This is a genomic window from Bacillus sp. FJAT-22090, assembly GCF_001278755.1.
Classification (GTDB): domain Bacteria; phylum Bacillota; class Bacilli; order Bacillales_A; family Planococcaceae; genus Psychrobacillus.
The window spans coordinates 951150-967852 of the sequence record NZ_CP012601.1 but is presented as its reverse complement, the minus strand read 5'-3'; the positions used below and the strand labels follow the sequence as shown (position 1 = coordinate 967852).

Annotated in this window: 18 protein-coding genes; 3 read left to right on the top strand and 15 right to left on the bottom strand. The window is 32.8% G+C overall.

The window, feature by feature from the left end; genetic code table 11:
* Nucleotides 1-124: 124 nt before the first annotated feature.
* The 8 genes from AM499_RS05070 to AM499_RS05035 form a co-directional block, all read right to left on the bottom strand.
* A complete protein-coding gene (locus AM499_RS05070) occupies nt 125-967 on the bottom strand; it encodes an arylamine N-acetyltransferase (protein WP_053589184.1) in 843 nt (280 codons plus the stop codon).
* Nucleotides 968-1753: 786 nt separating this feature from the next.
* Nucleotides 1754-2257, bottom strand: a complete 504-nt coding sequence (locus AM499_RS05065; RefSeq protein ID WP_156316753.1) for a hypothetical protein — start codon at nt 2255-2257, stop codon at nt 1754-1756.
* Nucleotides 2258-2461: 204 nt separating this feature from the next.
* Nucleotides 2462-3622 carry a zf-HC2 domain-containing protein gene (locus AM499_RS05060; protein ID WP_053589182.1) on the bottom strand — a complete coding sequence of 387 codons (1161 nt, stop codon included), beginning with the start codon at nt 3620-3622 and terminating at the stop codon, nt 2462-2464.
* Complete coding sequence (locus AM499_RS05055) at nt 3612-4154, bottom strand: RNA polymerase sigma factor (RefSeq protein ID WP_053589181.1); 543 nt, start codon at nt 4152-4154, stop codon at nt 3612-3614. Before AM499_RS05055 ends, AM499_RS05060 begins: the two co-directional genes overlap by 11 nt.
* A 199-nt stretch (nt 4155-4353) precedes the next feature.
* The gene (locus tag AM499_RS05050) at nt 4354-4851 is read right to left on the bottom strand and encodes a hypothetical protein (protein WP_053589180.1); all 498 of its coding nucleotides are present in this window, start codon (nt 4849-4851) and stop codon (nt 4354-4356) included.
* 214 nt (nt 4852-5065) lie between these two features.
* Entirely contained in the window at nt 5066-6046 is a 981-nt protein-coding gene (locus AM499_RS05045) for a leucine-rich repeat domain-containing protein (protein WP_053589179.1), read from the bottom strand.
* 109 nt (nt 6047-6155) lie between these two features.
* Nucleotides 6156-6647, bottom strand: coding sequence for a hypothetical protein (locus AM499_RS05040; protein WP_053589178.1), 492 nt, complete (start codon nt 6645-6647; stop codon nt 6156-6158).
* A 350-nt stretch (nt 6648-6997) separates the two neighbouring features.
* The gene (locus AM499_RS05035; protein WP_053589177.1) at nt 6998-7648 is read right to left on the bottom strand and encodes a hypothetical protein; all 651 of its coding nucleotides are present in this window, start codon (nt 7646-7648) and stop codon (nt 6998-7000) included.
* A 151-nt stretch (nt 7649-7799) separates the two neighbouring features.
* Between AM499_RS05035 and AM499_RS05030 the strand changes: the two genes are divergently transcribed.
* Nucleotides 7800-8639 (top strand): tyrosine-type recombinase/integrase, encoded by an 840-nt coding sequence (locus AM499_RS05030; protein WP_053589176.1) that lies wholly within the window; start codon nt 7800-7802, stop codon nt 8637-8639.
* A gap of 718 nt (nt 8640-9357) precedes the next feature.
* On the opposite strand, the gene AM499_RS05025 is transcribed toward AM499_RS05030, so the two are convergent.
* Together AM499_RS05025 and AM499_RS05020 are read right to left on the bottom strand one after the other, a co-directional pair.
* Nucleotides 9358-9786: a GNAT family N-acetyltransferase gene (locus tag AM499_RS05025; protein WP_053589175.1), complete on the bottom strand. Its 429-nt coding sequence runs from the start codon at nt 9784-9786 to the stop codon at nt 9358-9360.
* A 29-nt stretch (nt 9787-9815) separates the two neighbouring features.
* The gene (locus tag AM499_RS05020; RefSeq protein ID WP_053589174.1) at nt 9816-10397 is read right to left on the bottom strand and encodes a GNAT family N-acetyltransferase; all 582 of its coding nucleotides are present in this window, start codon (nt 10395-10397) and stop codon (nt 9816-9818) included.
* 93 nt (nt 10398-10490) lie between these two features.
* Here AM499_RS05020 and pdxR point away from each other — a divergent pair, with 93 nt between their 5' ends.
* On the top strand, nt 10491-11849 hold the full coding sequence (gene pdxR / locus AM499_RS05015) for a MocR-like pyridoxine biosynthesis transcription factor PdxR (RefSeq protein ID WP_053589173.1): 1359 nt from the start codon (nt 10491-10493) through the stop codon (nt 11847-11849).
* Between the two features lie 262 nt (nt 11850-12111).
* Here pdxR and AM499_RS05010 read toward each other — a convergent pair whose 3' ends face one another.
* A complete protein-coding gene (locus AM499_RS05010) occupies nt 12112-12786 on the bottom strand; it encodes a GNAT family N-acetyltransferase (RefSeq protein ID WP_053589172.1) in 675 nt (224 codons plus the stop codon).
* A gap of 161 nt (nt 12787-12947) precedes the next feature.
* On the bottom strand, nt 12948-13340 hold the full coding sequence (locus tag AM499_RS21985; RefSeq protein ID WP_053592096.1) for a hypothetical protein: 393 nt from the start codon (nt 13338-13340) through the stop codon (nt 12948-12950).
* 310 nt (nt 13341-13650) lie between these two features.
* On the opposite strand from AM499_RS21985, the gene AM499_RS05000 reads away from it, so the two are divergent.
* A complete protein-coding gene (locus tag AM499_RS05000) occupies nt 13651-14094 on the top strand; it encodes a carboxymuconolactone decarboxylase family protein (protein ID WP_053589171.1) in 444 nt (147 codons plus the stop codon).
* 536 nt (nt 14095-14630) lie between these two features.
* Here AM499_RS05000 and AM499_RS04995 read toward each other — a convergent pair.
* From AM499_RS04995 to AM499_RS04985, 3 genes are all read right to left on the bottom strand, one after another.
* On the bottom strand, nt 14631-15377 hold the full coding sequence (locus AM499_RS04995; protein ID WP_053589170.1) for a hypothetical protein: 747 nt from the start codon (nt 15375-15377) through the stop codon (nt 14631-14633).
* A gap of 98 nt (nt 15378-15475) precedes the next feature.
* Entirely contained in the window at nt 15476-15805 is a 330-nt protein-coding gene (locus AM499_RS04990; RefSeq protein WP_053589169.1) for a hypothetical protein, read from the bottom strand.
* A gap of 236 nt (nt 15806-16041) precedes the next feature.
* Nucleotides 16042-16683 carry a DUF3885 domain-containing protein gene (locus AM499_RS04985; RefSeq protein WP_053589168.1) on the bottom strand — a complete coding sequence of 214 codons (642 nt, stop codon included), beginning with the start codon at nt 16681-16683 and terminating at the stop codon, nt 16042-16044.
* Nucleotides 16684-16703: the final 20 nt, after the last annotated feature.

Genomic DNA, 16703 nt, shown 5'->3' with positions numbered 1-16703 from the left:
CTCCTTCTTGAAGTAAAGCACCCGTTAGCTTAAGTACATCATTTCACAAACTTACTTTATTACAGGAATGTTGCCCCTTTAGTAACTAAGAAAAGCCGTCTGATTTGGCAGCTGATCTTGAACATTAGATGCTATGTTCAAAAATGTTTATTTTTAATGTCTTTAACACCTCAATAGCTTCTATTACTGGTAAATTGGGTAACGTAAACTCTTCTGTTAGGACTGCTCTAATTTCCCCTGGCGATGATAATGTTAAAACATTTGTTTCACCATTTGAATAACGTATACTGAACTTATTATTTACTAAAGAGATACTTCTTTGTTTACTGGTCTGATATAGTTGGCATCTTAAAATAGTCATAAATGTGGCGTTAGGTTTATTAGATTTTTCTATTACATCATTAAAATCACTAACTTTTGCTTCTTTTCGAGAATTAAAATGCCATGCTTTTCCGCTTTGTTTCCCATTAATATAGCGAACATATTTATACCTATTTCTATAAGGCTCTTCTGGTAATATATTCACTTCATCTTTACCAAAAGAAGAAATATTCTCAAAATCCCCCTCAAAACGTACCGGCTTGAAAAAGGGGGCAGCAGCACCACAATCAATATAAAATCGTTCATTATCAATTTTCACGATAATACCCATGTGTTCTTCTCCAAGCATTACATGATAACAATCAAACCCGATTTCTGTTAATAAAATCATTAAGTTGGAATTTAAGGTGTAGCAAGTTCCTCCAAAGTTGTATTCCTTAAAGTTCTTAATAAATAATTCAAATGTAGGTAAATTAAAATTATTATAATGATGATCTTTAAAATATAGCAGCTTACTTATATTCTCAAAAGGAAAAGTATTTAATTGTGCATTACAAATTTTTTCTAAATACTTATATGATGGCTTCTCTAAATGTAAATTAAGACAATCCAAATATTTATTTATAGTATCAGTTATATTGGCCAACCTGTTCTGCCTCCCTAAAATCCTTTTGTAAATTTATTCTTTTAGCAACAAAATTCTGATGTTAAATAGATTATTCCATAAAAAAGACATAAATCCTTTCTGGATCAACGCTTCTTTAGCTACTAGATTGAAGTTCATACATTTGTTTATTAATATTTTTTTGTGTAAACCTGCCCCGTTTCTACTATAAGCAAGGTTTCACTTATTACAGGAATGCTAACCTGCTCCATTTATATTAAAAGGTTAACCAGAATGCTAAATATTTCTGGTTGACCTTATTTATTTTAGTCTAGATATACTATAAAGCCTTTCTCAACCTAACTTTTAGTTTGGGTATAGACTGTAGACAAACTCGACGATAGTCGGACTTTTCTACAGTCTTTAATTTTATCAGGTATAGGGTGCGTGTCCCATACCACTACACTGTAAAAATCAAACTTCACCTTTTAACAGCCATTATAAAAGACATATGTCCATAATTAAACCAAAAAAACAATCTGTCGAATTACAAATTGCTTTTTTCTGCCCTATATATCTGAGAAGTTCTTTTTGTTGGCTTGGTATAAGGAATAGCCCCTATTTTTCATGCGTGTATAGGCTTTTTGAAATAAAGATTAATTATTTCGGAAAGCGAATATTCAACTAAACTGCTGCGTTAGTTTAAGTGTAACAATTCACATTGTATTGCCGAAACCTACTTGTAGTTTTGGACGTAAAAATAGACCATCGAAATGATGGTCATTTTTAACTAAGGCACCCGTTAGTTGAAGAACACATTATTTAAACTTAATTAATTGAAATAACTCCATCCGTAATTGTTATAAAGTTTGCATTAAACCCGATTATACAGATTATATATACACCATCCTCCTCTACATCAAAGGAGGTTGTCAGCTGATCATAAATGGGAGCCGAAAATACCTCTGTATATTTACCATCCAATATGTAGCCAACTCCAGTTTGACTTTTTCCATCAGGAATCATAGATAGATTTATCTCAACATAATCTCCTTTTTTTAAATTCAAACCCTTATTTTCTCTATTTAATAAAAAAAGATCCCCATTGTGCAAATCCATATTATCTTTAAAATAATAACTATTTGGTGACTCCTCTTTCAAACCAACGTTAACCTTATTAAAACTATTCAGAAAGTCATTATTCGTTATTGCAGTTTTTTCTTTTGCTTGTGTTTCAGAATTATCATTATTCCCTAACACTATGACCAAAATCGAAATTCCAATAAGAAGTGCTATGGCAAGGATGCTAAACATGTACGTTCTTTTTTTCATAAGCCGATTCCTTTCACCAAGTCGTTTGTTTGTAATTTCTTTTATCAATTACTATTTCGTCTTCCAATCCATAATTCCTGCTTATTGAACTAAACTGCTTCGTTAGTTCAATAAGAAAAAGCTACCTCTCAAGGCAGCCTCTTGCTCTGCTAAAGCACCCGTTAGTTGAATATTATGACTCTCACGGCAACTTATTTCTTGTAATCAGTCTAAATCTAATACAATCGGATCAATTTGCTTTTTTATCTTTGCAGTATCCGGCACTAATTTGAATGTACTAGGAATTTGTTTGTGACCGTCAAATTGTAGTTTATAAACGGTGCGATTATTAATAAAATCTACTGTTGTTCGGTCAGAAACAATTAAACGATCGTTAATGACCATTTCCCAACTTTCTGCACGAACTTCTGGCTCACCTTCCGTAGAAATTTGTAAATGTAATGTGTCTTGTTTGATTTCTAATGTATCGATTATATATGTTGCGTTTTCAAACTGAAATGGCTTTAACTGTGCTGCATTTACTTCTGTTTCATATAAATCGAAAAGATTCGCTTCCATTGTAAGCACCTCGAATGTCGCTGGCTTTGTATGACTCGGAACAGAAGTCGTGTAAATCATTTCCCCTAATACGTCTGCTTCTCTACCACTACTACTAGAAGTATTGATCATAGGTTGTTCACCTTCTAAAGACTTTGTGCTTATAATTAATTGTCCTACTTCATTTCTAATCGCAAATTGAATTCTTGGTTTCATTTTATCGTAAAAGTCGTCTTGCGTATGATCGGGGTGTAATTGGTCAGCACTCTCTTTATATTGATATCGAGTTCGAATTTGCTCGTATAAATTGTTATAATATTGCTGGTATTCATCCTTGAATTTGACTCGAAAATGAATATTAACGTTGTCTCCATTTTCTACAACTTCATCAATCGAAACATCCAAAAACGGCTCATTTAATCTAGGGACTGGTTCGACTGTTGGAAGGTCTATCTGCTCACTGTTAGCTTCAGCTAATTGAGTTGGCTCGTCAATCTGCTGTGCTTCTTGATATGGTGTACGATTCCAATAATAAAGTGCGAAGCTTAACACAATAACTGCTGCACTGATTACAGTAATTTTTAATGAATTCCAAGATTTTTTACGCTTTGTATTTGTTTGAATACGTTGCATAATGAAATCAGCTTGACTATGTGTCATCATAAGCTTATTGAGCTGTGCAAATAAAGTTTTTTGTTCATTTACTAATTGCTCATACTCACTCTGACAATTTTTACAGTATTGCAAATGAGCTTCCATTTTTTGTTGCTGACTATCTTTTAAAAAACCTTCTATATAATCTTCCAACAAGTTCGAATCACATTTCATAATAAAAACCTCCTTTTGTCGTTCCGATTGACCTTAGTTTTCTTTTACTACGGTGCAGTTTGTTACGAACGTCGTTTAAAGAAATTTGTAGCACATGCCCAATTTCATCGTAGCTAAGCCCATTCACATATTTCAATAACAATACAAAATATTCGGTTTCATCTAACTGCTGAAGAAGCTGCTCTAGCTGCTCATTTTTTTCACGTAATAACAATATTTTTTCCGGAAAACGACTATCCGTTACTTCGATATCGATTGGTGTCGTTTGATACTTGTGTTTTCGTAAATGATCAAAACAATTATTGACCACAATTCGATAGAGCCATGCATTAAATGACCCAGTTTTTTTATACTTATGTAGGCTATAGTACACTTTTATAAAAATATCCTGAACGATATCTTCTGCAACAGTACGATTACGGACAATACGTAAAACAGTGCTAAATACTTTCTGTTCATAATGTTTGATAACGTGTGCAAAGTAATGTTCTTCTCCGTTCTTTACTCTTGCAATCACTTCATCCATCTCCATCCGAATCACCTCCTTACTACTATAACGAACAAATCCCTATTTCCTCTCAAAAAAATTTGATTTTTCTATTTAAGAAAGATTTATTTACTGTTTTATCGAATAAAAAACGTCTTTCATCCATTTTGGATGAAAGACGGCTATAAATGATGGTCTTGTTTAGCTAAAACACCCGTTAGTTGAAGAACTTCCGAGAAACTTTTCACCATTCCGATAAAGAACGTTTAACAATATTAGAATCCTCTAATAAAATTTCTTCTTTATCAAATCCATCTTTATCAAACTTGTATCGATACATCATTAGGCTTTGCCCATCGCTTAACAGTATAATCTCATTTCGATTTTCTTTTTCAATAATCCAAAAGTCTAATGTACCACGAACATCGCCATTAAATAAGGCGTATGATTCTTCTTCGTCCTTTACTAATAATTGCCAAATATGAGTGTCATCCCAAGCAGCATTTCCATTATCATCAAAAATCGGAGGTGGAGAAATATACAGAAGAATTTTGTCCTCTTCACCATCCCCAGTAACATCTACTTCAATATCTTCAGCTAAATAAGCGCCCTCTAAAATTTCTACCTCTTCGCTTACAATTCGAGTCTCAAATGATTCGATTTCTTCTGATTCAACTTTCTGTTCATCAGGTTCACAGCCAAATATGAACACTGTTAATCCTATTAAAAAATATTTTTTCATAATTATACACCCCCTTATTCTTCTCCCTTTCTTCAACTAACCTGCCCCGTTAGTTCAATAAGAAAAAGCTACCTTTACAGGCAGCCAATTGTTTAAATAAAGCACCCGTTAGTTAAATATTCGATAACCGAAACTTATCACGATTAGAGATTACAGATAAGAGCCCCCTATAAAAGTTTATTTTTGTAGGTCTTTTTAAAGCAAGTCTTTATTTTTACTCCGCGAATATAACTGTTTCAGATATGCGTAATTCTTCTTTGTCCTCTAGTAGCTTCCAATCCTTAACTTTATCTTTATTAAGCAGTAAAATATGCAAATTCTCTAGTTTGCTCAGTGCTTGAATTGAGGTCACATTTGTATTGCGAATATCTAAATAGCTTAGACTCTTTAAATTCTCTAAAACTGATAAATCAGATACCTCTGTATCTGTAATTTGCAAACGCTCTAGTTTATTCAACTCTTGCACGAATTCAATCGAATCTATAGGTATTCCATTCATAGAAAGAAAAAGAAGAGAGCTCAAACTTCCAATTGGTGTAGCATCTGTAATCGGGTTATTGTTTACTGAAAGACTATGGAGATTTTCAAGGTTTTCCAGTGGAGAAAGTGATGTAATTTGATTGTTGGTGATATCTAGTTCTTCAAGCGAAATCAACTTCCCTAATGGAACTAAATCTTTTATCTGATTATCAACTAAATATAGGTTTTTAATTTTTTTAAGCGTAGGAAACTCTTTCAAATCCTCAAGCCCAGTATTTTGTAAATCTAAAGTGTTTAATTGTTCATGTGATCTTAAAAAATCAAACTTTGTTATTGGGTTGTTCATATTCATGAGATACAAATATTTAATGTTGCTTAATTCACTTATAGAGCTAACATCAATAGGGGCAGACACGTAAAGGCTTTCTAGATTTTTCATTTCAGATAGAGCAGTCACATCATCATTATTTTGACTAGTAATATTCATAGATTTTACTTTTAATAAGTCATCCTCTGTAACTTCTTCGGAAGGAATACCGATTTGCTGAGAAATTTCATTGAGAAGGGAAGCAGGAATTTTTGTGTATTCTACTGTTTCAACTTCTTCCTGAATGTCATTCTGTGAGTGATCTTCATTCTGTTTGGAAACGTCGATTTCATTTTGACATCCCACTAATACTAAAAACAGGAACAACAATAAGTAACTTTTTTTCATCAATAACCCACTTTTCATTTTTTTTAAAATATGTTATTTTTCGTACCGATACAGACATCAAAAATTAAAAATGCAGAATATCGGGTGCATCCGGTATTCTGTATTCCACTTATCTATCTCCTAAAAAAATAAAATTGAATGTACCATCTTTATCAAAATGCATCGTTATTAAAGTTCTTTCCTCTGTCTCAAGATTATCAATATAATAACTGATTTCTTTGGCTTCAGAGTGTTTATTAAAGGATGATACAAACATAGGATGTCTAGCTAGATCGATTCGAAATGGAATATTTGATTCTGGTACTCCAAAATCTAATGCGTCATCTGTTACTTCAAACTCAACCTGGTATTCTTTCTTTAACTCTTCAAATTTACCGTTTGCAATTAAACGCATAATAGCCCTGGACTTGTTATCAGCTTGCTGTAAAAACACGCTATATTCTGTTTTTACTTGTTGTAACTCGTCTTCTAATTTCTGGATTTCCTTTTGTTGCTCTTCTATCTTTTTCTCGTGTTTAGAAACGACTTGCTTCGTTTCATCTTCATTTGAACAGCCTATAACAAATAACAAAACTAAAATGATTATTCCTAATTTTTTCACCTAATCACTACCTTCTAAATCTACGATTTTTCACTCTAAATCACATCAGTTATAGTGTCTACTTGCATTAGCGATTGTTTCGGCTTGTGGGAACACCTTAAATAAGTCAGCAGGTTAAGAATCGAAAGGTCTTCAAATTAAGGCATTTAGGAGTTTATCTGACCAAGAGAAGAAGGAAAATGATAATTAAGAGCAAGTTGACATAGTAAATTTCCGAAATCTTCTTGATGTTATGGGCGTAAAAATTCGTGTGATCCCATCGAAATTTGATGTATCCTAAACACCAAAAGTTTATCCGAACCCTTTAAATATGTTACCCGTTTGCATAAGAAATTAATTTGATGAATTATTTAACTGTTTTTAATCGTAATCTCCGAGGTGTCTAAACCCAAACTAATCTTTAACTCTTCTGTAATAGAGAATGAAATAGTTGCACCTTTTTCCACATCGATAAATTTGTGATGTACCCCCGTAACAACTGTTCCATCAGTGAAATATGTTTCAGAAGGATTAGTGTTAAATTTTAAATGTTCATTATAATTGCCACTAATTTTTCCTTGCATAAAAATATCATCTGGTAATACAACATAAGCTGGTTGCCTTTGTATCAAAGAAATTTCGATTGTGTTGTTCTGTACTTCTACTATACCGTCTCTCGGTATAGCTAATCCATTTACTTCTAACTCATAATCCCATAACTTTTTTGCTAAATCTTTTAATTGAGTTTCACTATAATCACTTATAAGGTCATCAATCAATTGATTATAATAATCGGCTTCCTCTTTCGTATATTTAAAATCCGTTTCAATACTAGACAATGTATCTTGAAGTTCCTCATTCTTCTCTTCTAGTTCCCTTATCTGAATTTCTTTCTCTTCAATAAGTTGTTTCGAAGCGTTTTTTTCATCCAATTTATCACTGTTTTCCACTGTATCTATACACCCTGATAACAAAACAATAATAGTTAATGTCGTTAATAATAAAGTTCCTTTTTTCTGCATTTGAATCTCCCTAATATTATATTAATCTTACCTTTATGTTCTTTAATTTCTTCTTCAACTAACCCGTCGTTAGTAAAAATACACCCTATGTCTATAATTCTATTAAGTTGGCAATACTCCTTTTAATATTACTATTTTAGGGGGAATGGAATTGTTACTGTCAAATGCATGGGCTTCGTTTGAAGCTGATAAAAGAATAGAGGGCTTTTCGCCGCAAACGTTGAAGGCCTACCAGTTACAGTATTTGCTACTAATTGGTTATTTTAAGGATGTAGAGATGGAAATGCTGGATACAAATCAACTGAAGGACTATCTTGCAAAATCCGGCAAGCATTTAAAACCAGCCAGTCTAGCACATCGTATCCGCTTTATGAAATCATTTTTTCGTTGGTCTCATGAAGAAGGATACCTGAGTAAGAATCCAACTTCCAAAATTAAAGAATTCAAAGTAGGGAAGCGGATACCCAAGTATTTAACCGAAAGGGAGATTGAACACCTTCGTGAATCATGTCATTCCCTAATGGAAAAAGCGATTTTCGAATTCATGTTTTCTACCGGTTGTCGAATTGGAGAAATTGTTGCGTTAGAAAAGAACCATATTAATTGGTCCAATCAATCCGCGATTGTTAGAGGAAAAGGTGATAAGGAAAGGGAAGTTTATTTTAATACACGTTGCGACATATGGCTTAAACGTTATATGGAAAGCCGGAATGACCATAATCCTGCTATCTTTGTCACAGCAAGGCAGCCACATAAAATGAGTGTCGCCCAAATGCGATACATCATCAAGCGGATCTCCAATCGTGCTGAAATTAATAAAGAGATTCATCCACACCAACTTAGGCACAGCTATGCAACTCATTTGTTGAATAATGGAGCTCCTATTGAAGTCATACAAAGTCTTATGGGGCATGAGAAAAGTGAAACCACCAGGATCTACGCTCAATTGAGTGGGAGGCTAAGGAAAGAGTATTATCAAAAGTACTTTTAAATGTAAAAGTAGCAACGTCTTAAAAGACGTTGCTCTAATTGAATAAAAAACCCATTAGTACAATAATTTCAAAAAAAGAGGGTTAATTCCTTTTCTAGAATCAACACTCCTATTTGTTTCATCAGTTTCTTCAAAAACCCTTTTATTCAGGTTCAATTCGATTGAAAATTACCCTATCTTCATTTATTTCTTCATTTTTGGTCGATTTTCACTCGTTTTTGCGTTAATCCTTCTTATAACAACCCCACCTTAATTTAAAAACCTCACTACTCTATATAAATAAAAACCATATGAAAAAGTCCTTTATTAAAATTCAATACCAACCATCAAAAATAGACATAACTAAGCATTTTAAAAATTTTTGTTTAATTCTAATTACAGTTATGAACGTACCAATCACGAAAACCTATCCATTTCAATATGAGCTATATTCTAAAAGATGATCACTTGCTTTCCAAAAAGCTCACACATTTGCTCACATAATTATTTTTTTGAGTTAATTTTATTTAACTGAGTTGATTTTAATATTACGTAAAGCCTTGATTAAACAGGCTTTATCATACTTAATTTACTGAGTTAAACTTGTTTGATTTAGTTACTTAATCCTTCTTGGATCAAAGCCTCCTAGTTAATAAAATAATAAAACAAAATTGCTACCATTAAACTTGGAAGTGCAATCAAAGTCATACGAAAACTTACATTTTTTTGGGGGAAAATACTATAATGACTTTCTGAAAGAATAGCACCATTTATCATAGTTTAATTTTTCATCATAAAAACGATGGGTATTCAATCGCTGGATACCGGACTCTAGCGCTACATATTCAGCCTTATTCTCTTTTGCCCATTTATGTATATATGTAAGTAATTTCTCACCATATCCATGAGAACGGTTTGCTTCATCTGTTACTAAATCATAGATATAAATATGTCGTTTATTATAAAAGTTAACTCTCCAACTGAATCCTGCCAAGAATACAATTTTTCCGTTTGCAAATAACCCCATCAATTTATACCCATCTTTCTGCATATCTTTAAGTAATTCAAGATATGTTGTTTCAGTTAAATCAGTACGTAATTGATTCATAATAGGAAATGCCTTTAACCATTGTTCCCGGCTTTTTAACTCCAATATATTCTCAGACATGCTATACCTCTTTCCACTGTTGATAATGATTAGTAGTTTAATAATTCATTTACGAAACGTTGTTTAATGTCTGGCCACTCTTCCTTTATAATGCTGTACATGACTGTATGACGGATTGTCCCTTCTCTCCTGATCATGTGATTTCTTAAACATCCTTCTTTTGTAGCACCTAATCGTTCAATAGCATTTTGTGAACGATAATTTTCATGTCCTGTCTTAATTTGAACCCGATTCAATCCAAGATTTTCAAAACAACATTGTAATAATAGATATTTACAATTTGAATTGACATTTGTTCGCCAATATTCTGGTTGTAGCCAAGTTGAACCAATTTCTAATCTTTTATGTGAGTACGCAATATCTAAAAACGATGTACTTCCAATGATTTCGTTTGATTCCTTATGGATTATAACAAACATGTAAGACAAATTAGCTTCACGTTCTTTAATTGCATTCTTAACATAAATCTGAACGGATTCTCTTGTTAATAACGATACCGACATATGGTCCCAAATCTCAGGGTAATATGCAGCTTTCAATATACCATCGACGTCTTCTAAACAGACGGGTCTTAAGTGCACAACTTCATTTTCCAAATAAATTTGCTTCATTTCTTCTTCCCTCCTCATTTATAGTTAACAATAAATTTGGTATGATAAACAGTATCAAAAAATGTTTATTTAACCATACCAGGAGGAGTACTATTGGAGATTACAATTACATTTTCGAATATACAACCAAAGTATATTGATATTTACGAGCAGTTGAAAGATATGATCATAAAACAATCATTGACTGCCAATGAAAAATTACCTTCTAAAAGATGTCTATCCTCGAATTTAAATGTAAGTATCCATACTGTAAAAGAAGCTTATGAACAATTAGCAAGTGAGGGATATATTTATAGCGTTGAGCGATCTGGCTATTTCATTTCCCCCTATGATGTAGATTGGGGAATTTACCATAAAAAAGTTGAATCAAAAACTTTTGAACATGCATCGAAAATACAATACGACTTTAAAAATGGCCAAGTTGATGAACAAGCGTTTCCACTTAAAGAATGGCTGAAAATATATAAGAAATTATTAGTTTTTGATATGGTACCTAATGGGCAATGGCAAGGTGAATTTTCATTAAGAGAGCAAATTGCACTTTATGTTGAAAAATCAAGGGGTTTTTCTTGTGACCTTGATCAAGTCTATGTGTATAGTGGTACACAACATCAACTTCAAGAACTATGCAGATTTTTCGGAAATGTAAAAGTGGCAATTGAAGAACCAGGTTTTAAGAGAGCCACAACAATATTTCATCAAAATCAATTAGCGACTCAGCATGTTCTAACCGATGAAAAGGGAGCAACCATACCGGTTGAGCCTTGTCAGTTATACTATATTACGCCTGCACATCAATTTCCTTTAGGGGGAGTTATGCCTATTGAAAGAAGAATTACATTATTAAAATGGGCAACGGAAAACAATGCATATATCATTGAAGATGACTATGATTCCGAATTTCGATATAAAGGTAATCCTATTCCCCCATTAGCACAAATTGACCAACTGCAACGAGTCATATATTTCGGTACATTTTCTAAAACATTAATGCCTTCCGTTCGGATAAGCTATATGATTTTACCGAAATCTCTCATTGACAAGTTTAATACTTATTACAGTGAGCAAAAGACTACTGTCTCTAAAATTGATCAACTTGTAATTGCGGATTTTATGAGTAGTGGATTATACACAAAACATATTGCTAAAATGAGGACATTGTATCGTAAAAAGAGGCAGAAATTAATTGCAAGTATAAACTCTATCTTAGGTCCCGAATACGAAATCATTGGAGATGCAGCAGGATTGCATATCGTGTTGAAATTACCTGATTGGCTTAATGAGAAGCAAGCCATTCAACTTGCACAAGAAGCTGGAGTTGCTATTGACCCCATCTCTACTTCATATCAAAAGAATGCAATAGATAATTTCGTCATGATTGGTTATGGTGCGATTCCGATTGAAGCAATAGAAGAAGCAATATACTTCCTTTCTAATCAATGGAATAACTAACATAGTTAATTTTAGGAAGGAGAGCGACAGGATTAAGTTCTAACGATATAAAAAAAGAAGCGTTGGCCACATAATACTCCGACGCTTCTTTTTTTGTTTATCAGTACCTCTGTCATGTATTGTTAGCGTACGCATGAATGGCAGTATGGTTTGTTTTCTTCTTCAACTAACCTGCTTCGTTAGTTCAATAAGAAAAAAGCTTTACTTCTTCTTGAAGTGAAGCACACCGTTAGCTGAACAAGTAGTCCGTTTTAAAGTTTCTTTAACTCATAAGAATATCTGTTCCGTACTGTACCAATTGAAGTTTCTTTGCTATAGATTGAGATTCAAAATTGTCCCACGAAGTACTATATAGAGCAATTCGACCTTGTTTTTGTACCTCTGCAGCCCAGGCTTTTGTAACATCGACACCGTATGCTCTTCCACGGTAATCTTCATTTGTAAATACACTTGCTTCATCTGCTTTTGAGGTCTGCCTTGCACTACAACAAATTGAAACAACTATGTTATTTTCAACTATTATAAAACAAGGCTGCTTATACTCAAAATCCTCAAATGTATATGGGAAATGAGGTTTTAAAAGTTCTTTGTTTTCATAAGTTACTTTTATCGCTTTTGTACAAGACCTTTCCCTGACATCAGGAAACACATACGCTGGTCCAAACGATAACTTATTTAATTCACAATCTATGCTTAAAACCTTTATTACTTCTCCTAGGTCAGTAGGATATGCCCCTATTACTTGTTCTAATTTCTCTACAATGCCCGCTTCCAGCAAATTTGAATACCTTACAACACTACCTACTTTAGTCGCACCAATGAAAATTCGTGGTGCAACATCGTAAGGTGGTTCATTCACGACTGTCACTTTATTTTCACTATCGTGTCTGAATAAAACATTCACATGATATTCCATCAACTCTAAATCAGATAACATAACATTCCCCCGTAATTAACCTTATCAATCCAATATTCAATATCCCATGACATTTCCCTGCTTATTGAACTAAACTGCTTCGTTAGTAGAAAAAAAAGAGGCTGCCTAAACAACCCTTGGTCTTTAACTAAAGCACCCGTTAGCTGAATAAGTGGCATCACTTACTTTAATTTAAGCGAATTACGCTTTTCTTCCCAAACTTTCATTAAATTTTTGTGATAATCCTTTGGCTTTTCGATTAAAATCCAATCAATCGAATGTTCAGGCGTTGGCGATAATTTCTTAATACGTATTCTAATTTTTTCGTGATTTGTGTAATGTGGGTAAATAACCGTAGACCTCATATTGGTTGAACTACTTTTAAAAAACTTAATCTCTTCAATTTCATCCCAATAAACCTTATTACCTTTTAGGTCGATTACAATTCCTTCATCATCCCAATAAAAACCTTCCCCTTCATTTCTTTTTCGCCAAAGGTAAATTGAATATCCTATTGTAAAAAGTGAAAAAATCAACCCTAAAATTGATACAAACATTACATCTAAAAAAGCCATTAGGAACACCAAGCACATTAATATTCCGATTATAAATAAACCCAATATTAATAGCAGAGATATTCTATACATTCTTACTTGTTCCAAAATAACAACACCTTCAAAATTTTATTTATTGTTATTCTATCAGTAGTTCTTCTTAAACTAAACTGCCCCGTTAGTTCAATAAGAAAAGAGGCTTTACTCCTTCTTGAAGTAAAGCACCCGTTAGTTGAATTAGGACCTTCTCTTCTATTACACATTAAATTAGTACAAATGTTCTATTTAAGATATAATTAACCTTATCTTAAATTAAAGGAGTTTTTGCTTTATGAGCCCAAGAGTACCCTATTATGAGATTGCACCTGATGGTATGAAAATTATTATGGACATGGAGAAGTACACGAAAAAGACAGCAATCGAACGAAAACTTCGTGAACTTATTAAAATTCGTGTTTCCCAAATTAACGGCTGTGCATACTGTTTGAATATGCATACAGCTGATGCACGAAAAATGGGTGAAACAGAACAAAGATTATACTGTGTTAGTGCTTGGCAAGAGTGTGAATTTTACACAGAAGAAGAAAAAGTAGCTTTAGAGTTGGCAGAACACGTGACGTTAATACCGACAAAACGTGTTCCTGATGGTCTTTATCAACGAGTGCGTGAACACTATGACGAGAAACAATATGTTGACCTTATTCTTATCATAAATCAAATCAACAATTGGAATAGAATCTCTATTGCAATGGGAAATATAGCAACTGAAAAATAATTACTACCAACGAGCACTTTAAGGTGCTCGTTTTTTCTTCCATAATTTTTTTCAAATGCGACCTTCAATCTCTACTTTTCTTGTTGAACTAACCTGCCCCGTTTGTTCAATAAGAAAAAGATACCCTTATAGGCAGCTACTTGTTCAACTAAAGCACCCATAGTTCAATAAGAACCTCTAAATAAAGTATAAAGAAATTATTAATCTTTATCTTTTCGCTGACTATCCTTTACTGTTTTTGCCATAGCAAAAAAAACAATTATTATAGATATTGTAAAGAATGCAATGAGAGAAGACATATACTATCATTCCTTTCATTCCTAACTATATTTTGAAGTATTCTACCATATAGGAAAAAATTGCTTCTTCAACTAACCTGCTTCGTTAGTTTAAGTGTAACATTTCACAATGGATCGCCGAAATCTACTTGATGTTTTGGACATAAAAACATACCATCGAAATGTTGGTTTTGTTTAACTAAAGCACCCGTTAGTTGAATAAGAACATCTCATAACCCAAATACAGATGTTTTATTATCAGATTTTTTCATCCATCTTAACTGTCCACTTTTTACGGAGTTTGTATTTATGTGTAAGTGTAATCTCGCTATTTGAAATCCACTTTAGCTCCCCTAGTTTTTGAACAAATGATAATTCGTGAGGTCTATCCTTAAATAATAATTCATTTTTTATTATTTCATTTGACTTTCGTTCTCTAATAATCATCGAAATATTAATAAAATCAATCTCATGTTGGCAAAAAATCTCTGCTTTATGCTTTCTATCTGGCGAAGACTTTTGCTTCAACGAGAATTCATTCACATAGTCTCTATCAATTATTTCTTTGGTGACTTGATTAAAAGTACTAATATCCCAAGAAAACTCTTTTGCTACCTGTAATATTCCTTCGTTAATTTTTTCTAATATAACTTTTTTCTTTTCAATATTAGTGAGTTTCCAATAGTTTTCTAAATCTAGAAATACATAAACATCTGTAAATCCAACTGAATTGATAGGACCACTATTTAGCATATCTAAATCTTTTAAACAATTAATCATTATCTTCTTTGTTTCTACTGTCTTAAACTTTCCTAATAAATCTACATATAATCCAGCAATACATCTTACTTGGTCTCTAAACAAAATTCTAAGGTCTTTCCAATTTTGCCAATAGTCAAGTCTAACAGCCTCTTCTTCAGTTAAATTTTGAGATGACATCATTTTATTAATATATTCATAATTTTTTTGATGAGGTAAATCTAAATCAATTTCTCGCAAATACATATAGAAATCATCTTCTTTCTTTTTAATGCTGGGTTTCGCACTTATTATTTTATGACCTTATTAAACTAAACTGCCGCGTTAGTTTAATAAGCATTTAATTATCCCTTCTTTTTTGTTTTAAATGAAAGAAGGCGTGAAAGCCCAATTATTAAACAAACTATACTAATCGCCCATAAAACACCTGAGAATCCAATACTCAGTGAAGCATTTTCTGAACCCATGAAGTTATTATGTTCAGTAATGTTTATTGCCTCCAAAAGTTTGTATCCAGCAAAAGCAAAGATAATGATATGCCCAACAAACCAGCTAAATGCTTCTTTAGAGAATCTATGTTTCAACCAAAGCCCAATTATAGAAACTAGTTCAAGTAACATAACAATTATAAATCCCCAACTCAACAAACCGTATACTTCAGCTTCTAAATACAATTTCTCACCTCCATTGTCTATTCAAGTATCCATTGTACAGCTTCTCTCTTTTACTTCTAATAATAAATGACTTTTCAAGTATTCCTTATTGAACTAACCTGCCCCGTTAGTTTAAGTGTAATATTTCACAATGGTTCACCAAAGTCTACTGGACGTTTTGGACGTAAAAATAGACCACCGAATTATGATGGTCTTGTTTAACTAAAGCACCCGTTAGTTGAACAAGGAGACATGCATTATATGAACACCTGGTCTATCTCATTTCTATCGTAATCCAATATCCAATCATTGTATTTGTCATAAATATCTCTTATTGACTCGGGTGAGGTCGCCAGCAAATCACAACCTCTATCATCATACACATGGAAAATGGTCTCTTTTTTAATATTGATGAAAAAAACATCATGATAAATCTTAGGTTTAATTCCCATGTCTTGATTACAAATTGCTTTTAACAAAGGAATATATTTAATTTCCGATGTTTTACATTTAAGAATAAATCTATGCGTCTTGTACTTACCATCCTCATCATCCTCGGGGAAAACATAAGGTAGTGTCGTGTGCGTCAACTTATTCAAAACAGACTTATCCTGTATGTATTTAGAGAAGATGTTCAGTTTACGATTGAACGCTGCAAAATCTCCAAAATCATTCACATTTGCTACCACAAAAATCTCATCTTTTTGAAGATGTAAGGTCTTAAACAAAGTGATAGCCCTATTGTAAACTCCTTTAAGATAAGGTCTGTTTTCATAACAATAGTCACTATCATAGTCCACACCTAATTGGAACCGAATACCAATGTCCCAGTTATAAAACAAGGCTGGTCTAAGTTCTAAGTTCGGGAAATTTTCATTCATAAAGTTGTTTAATGCCATTCTTGCACCTCGTTAAATTA

Bases quoted from the DNA above. Each gene is read 5' to 3' on its own strand.
- AM499_RS05020 (WP_053589174.1), bottom strand. From the start codon at position 10,397: ATGAAGCAAATTTATTTGGAAAATGAAGTTGTGCACTTAAGACCCGTC.
- AM499_RS05055 (WP_053589181.1), bottom strand. From the start codon at position 4,154: ATGGAGATGGATGAAGTGATTGCAAGAGTAAAGAACGGAGAAGAACAT.
- AM499_RS05025 (WP_053589175.1), bottom strand. From the start codon at position 9,786: ATGTCTGAGAATATATTGGAGTTAAAAAGCCGGGAACAATGGTTAAAG.
- AM499_RS05035 (WP_053589177.1), bottom strand. From the start codon at position 7,648: ATGCAGAAAAAAGGAACTTTATTATTAACGACATTAACTATTATTGTT.
- AM499_RS05045 (WP_053589179.1), bottom strand. From the start codon at position 6,046: ATGAAAAAAAGTTACTTATTGTTGTTCCTGTTTTTAGTATTAGTGGGA.
- AM499_RS05060 (WP_053589182.1), bottom strand. From the start codon at position 3,622: ATGAAATGTGATTCGAACTTGTTGGAAGATTATATAGAAGGTTTTTTA.
- AM499_RS05010 (WP_053589172.1), bottom strand. From the start codon at position 12,786: ATGTTATCTGATTTAGAGTTGATGGAATATCATGTGAATGTTTTATTC.
- AM499_RS04995 (WP_053589170.1), bottom strand. From the start codon at position 15,377: ATGTATTTGCGAGAAATTGATTTAGATTTACCTCATCAAAAAAATTAT.
- AM499_RS21985 (WP_053592096.1), bottom strand. From the start codon at position 13,340: ATGGCTTTTTTAGATGTAATGTTTGTATCAATTTTAGGGTTGATTTTT.
- AM499_RS05000 (WP_053589171.1), top strand. From the start codon at position 13,651: ATGAGCCCAAGAGTACCCTATTATGAGATTGCACCTGATGGTATGAAA.
- AM499_RS05050 (WP_053589180.1), bottom strand. From the start codon at position 4,851: ATGAAAAAATATTTTTTAATAGGATTAACAGTGTTCATATTTGGCTGT.
- AM499_RS04985 (WP_053589168.1), bottom strand. From the start codon at position 16,683: ATGGCATTAAACAACTTTATGAATGAAAATTTCCCGAACTTAGAACTT.
- AM499_RS05065 (WP_156316753.1), bottom strand. From the start codon at position 2,257: ATGAAAAAAAGAACGTACATGTTTAGCATCCTTGCCATAGCACTTCTT.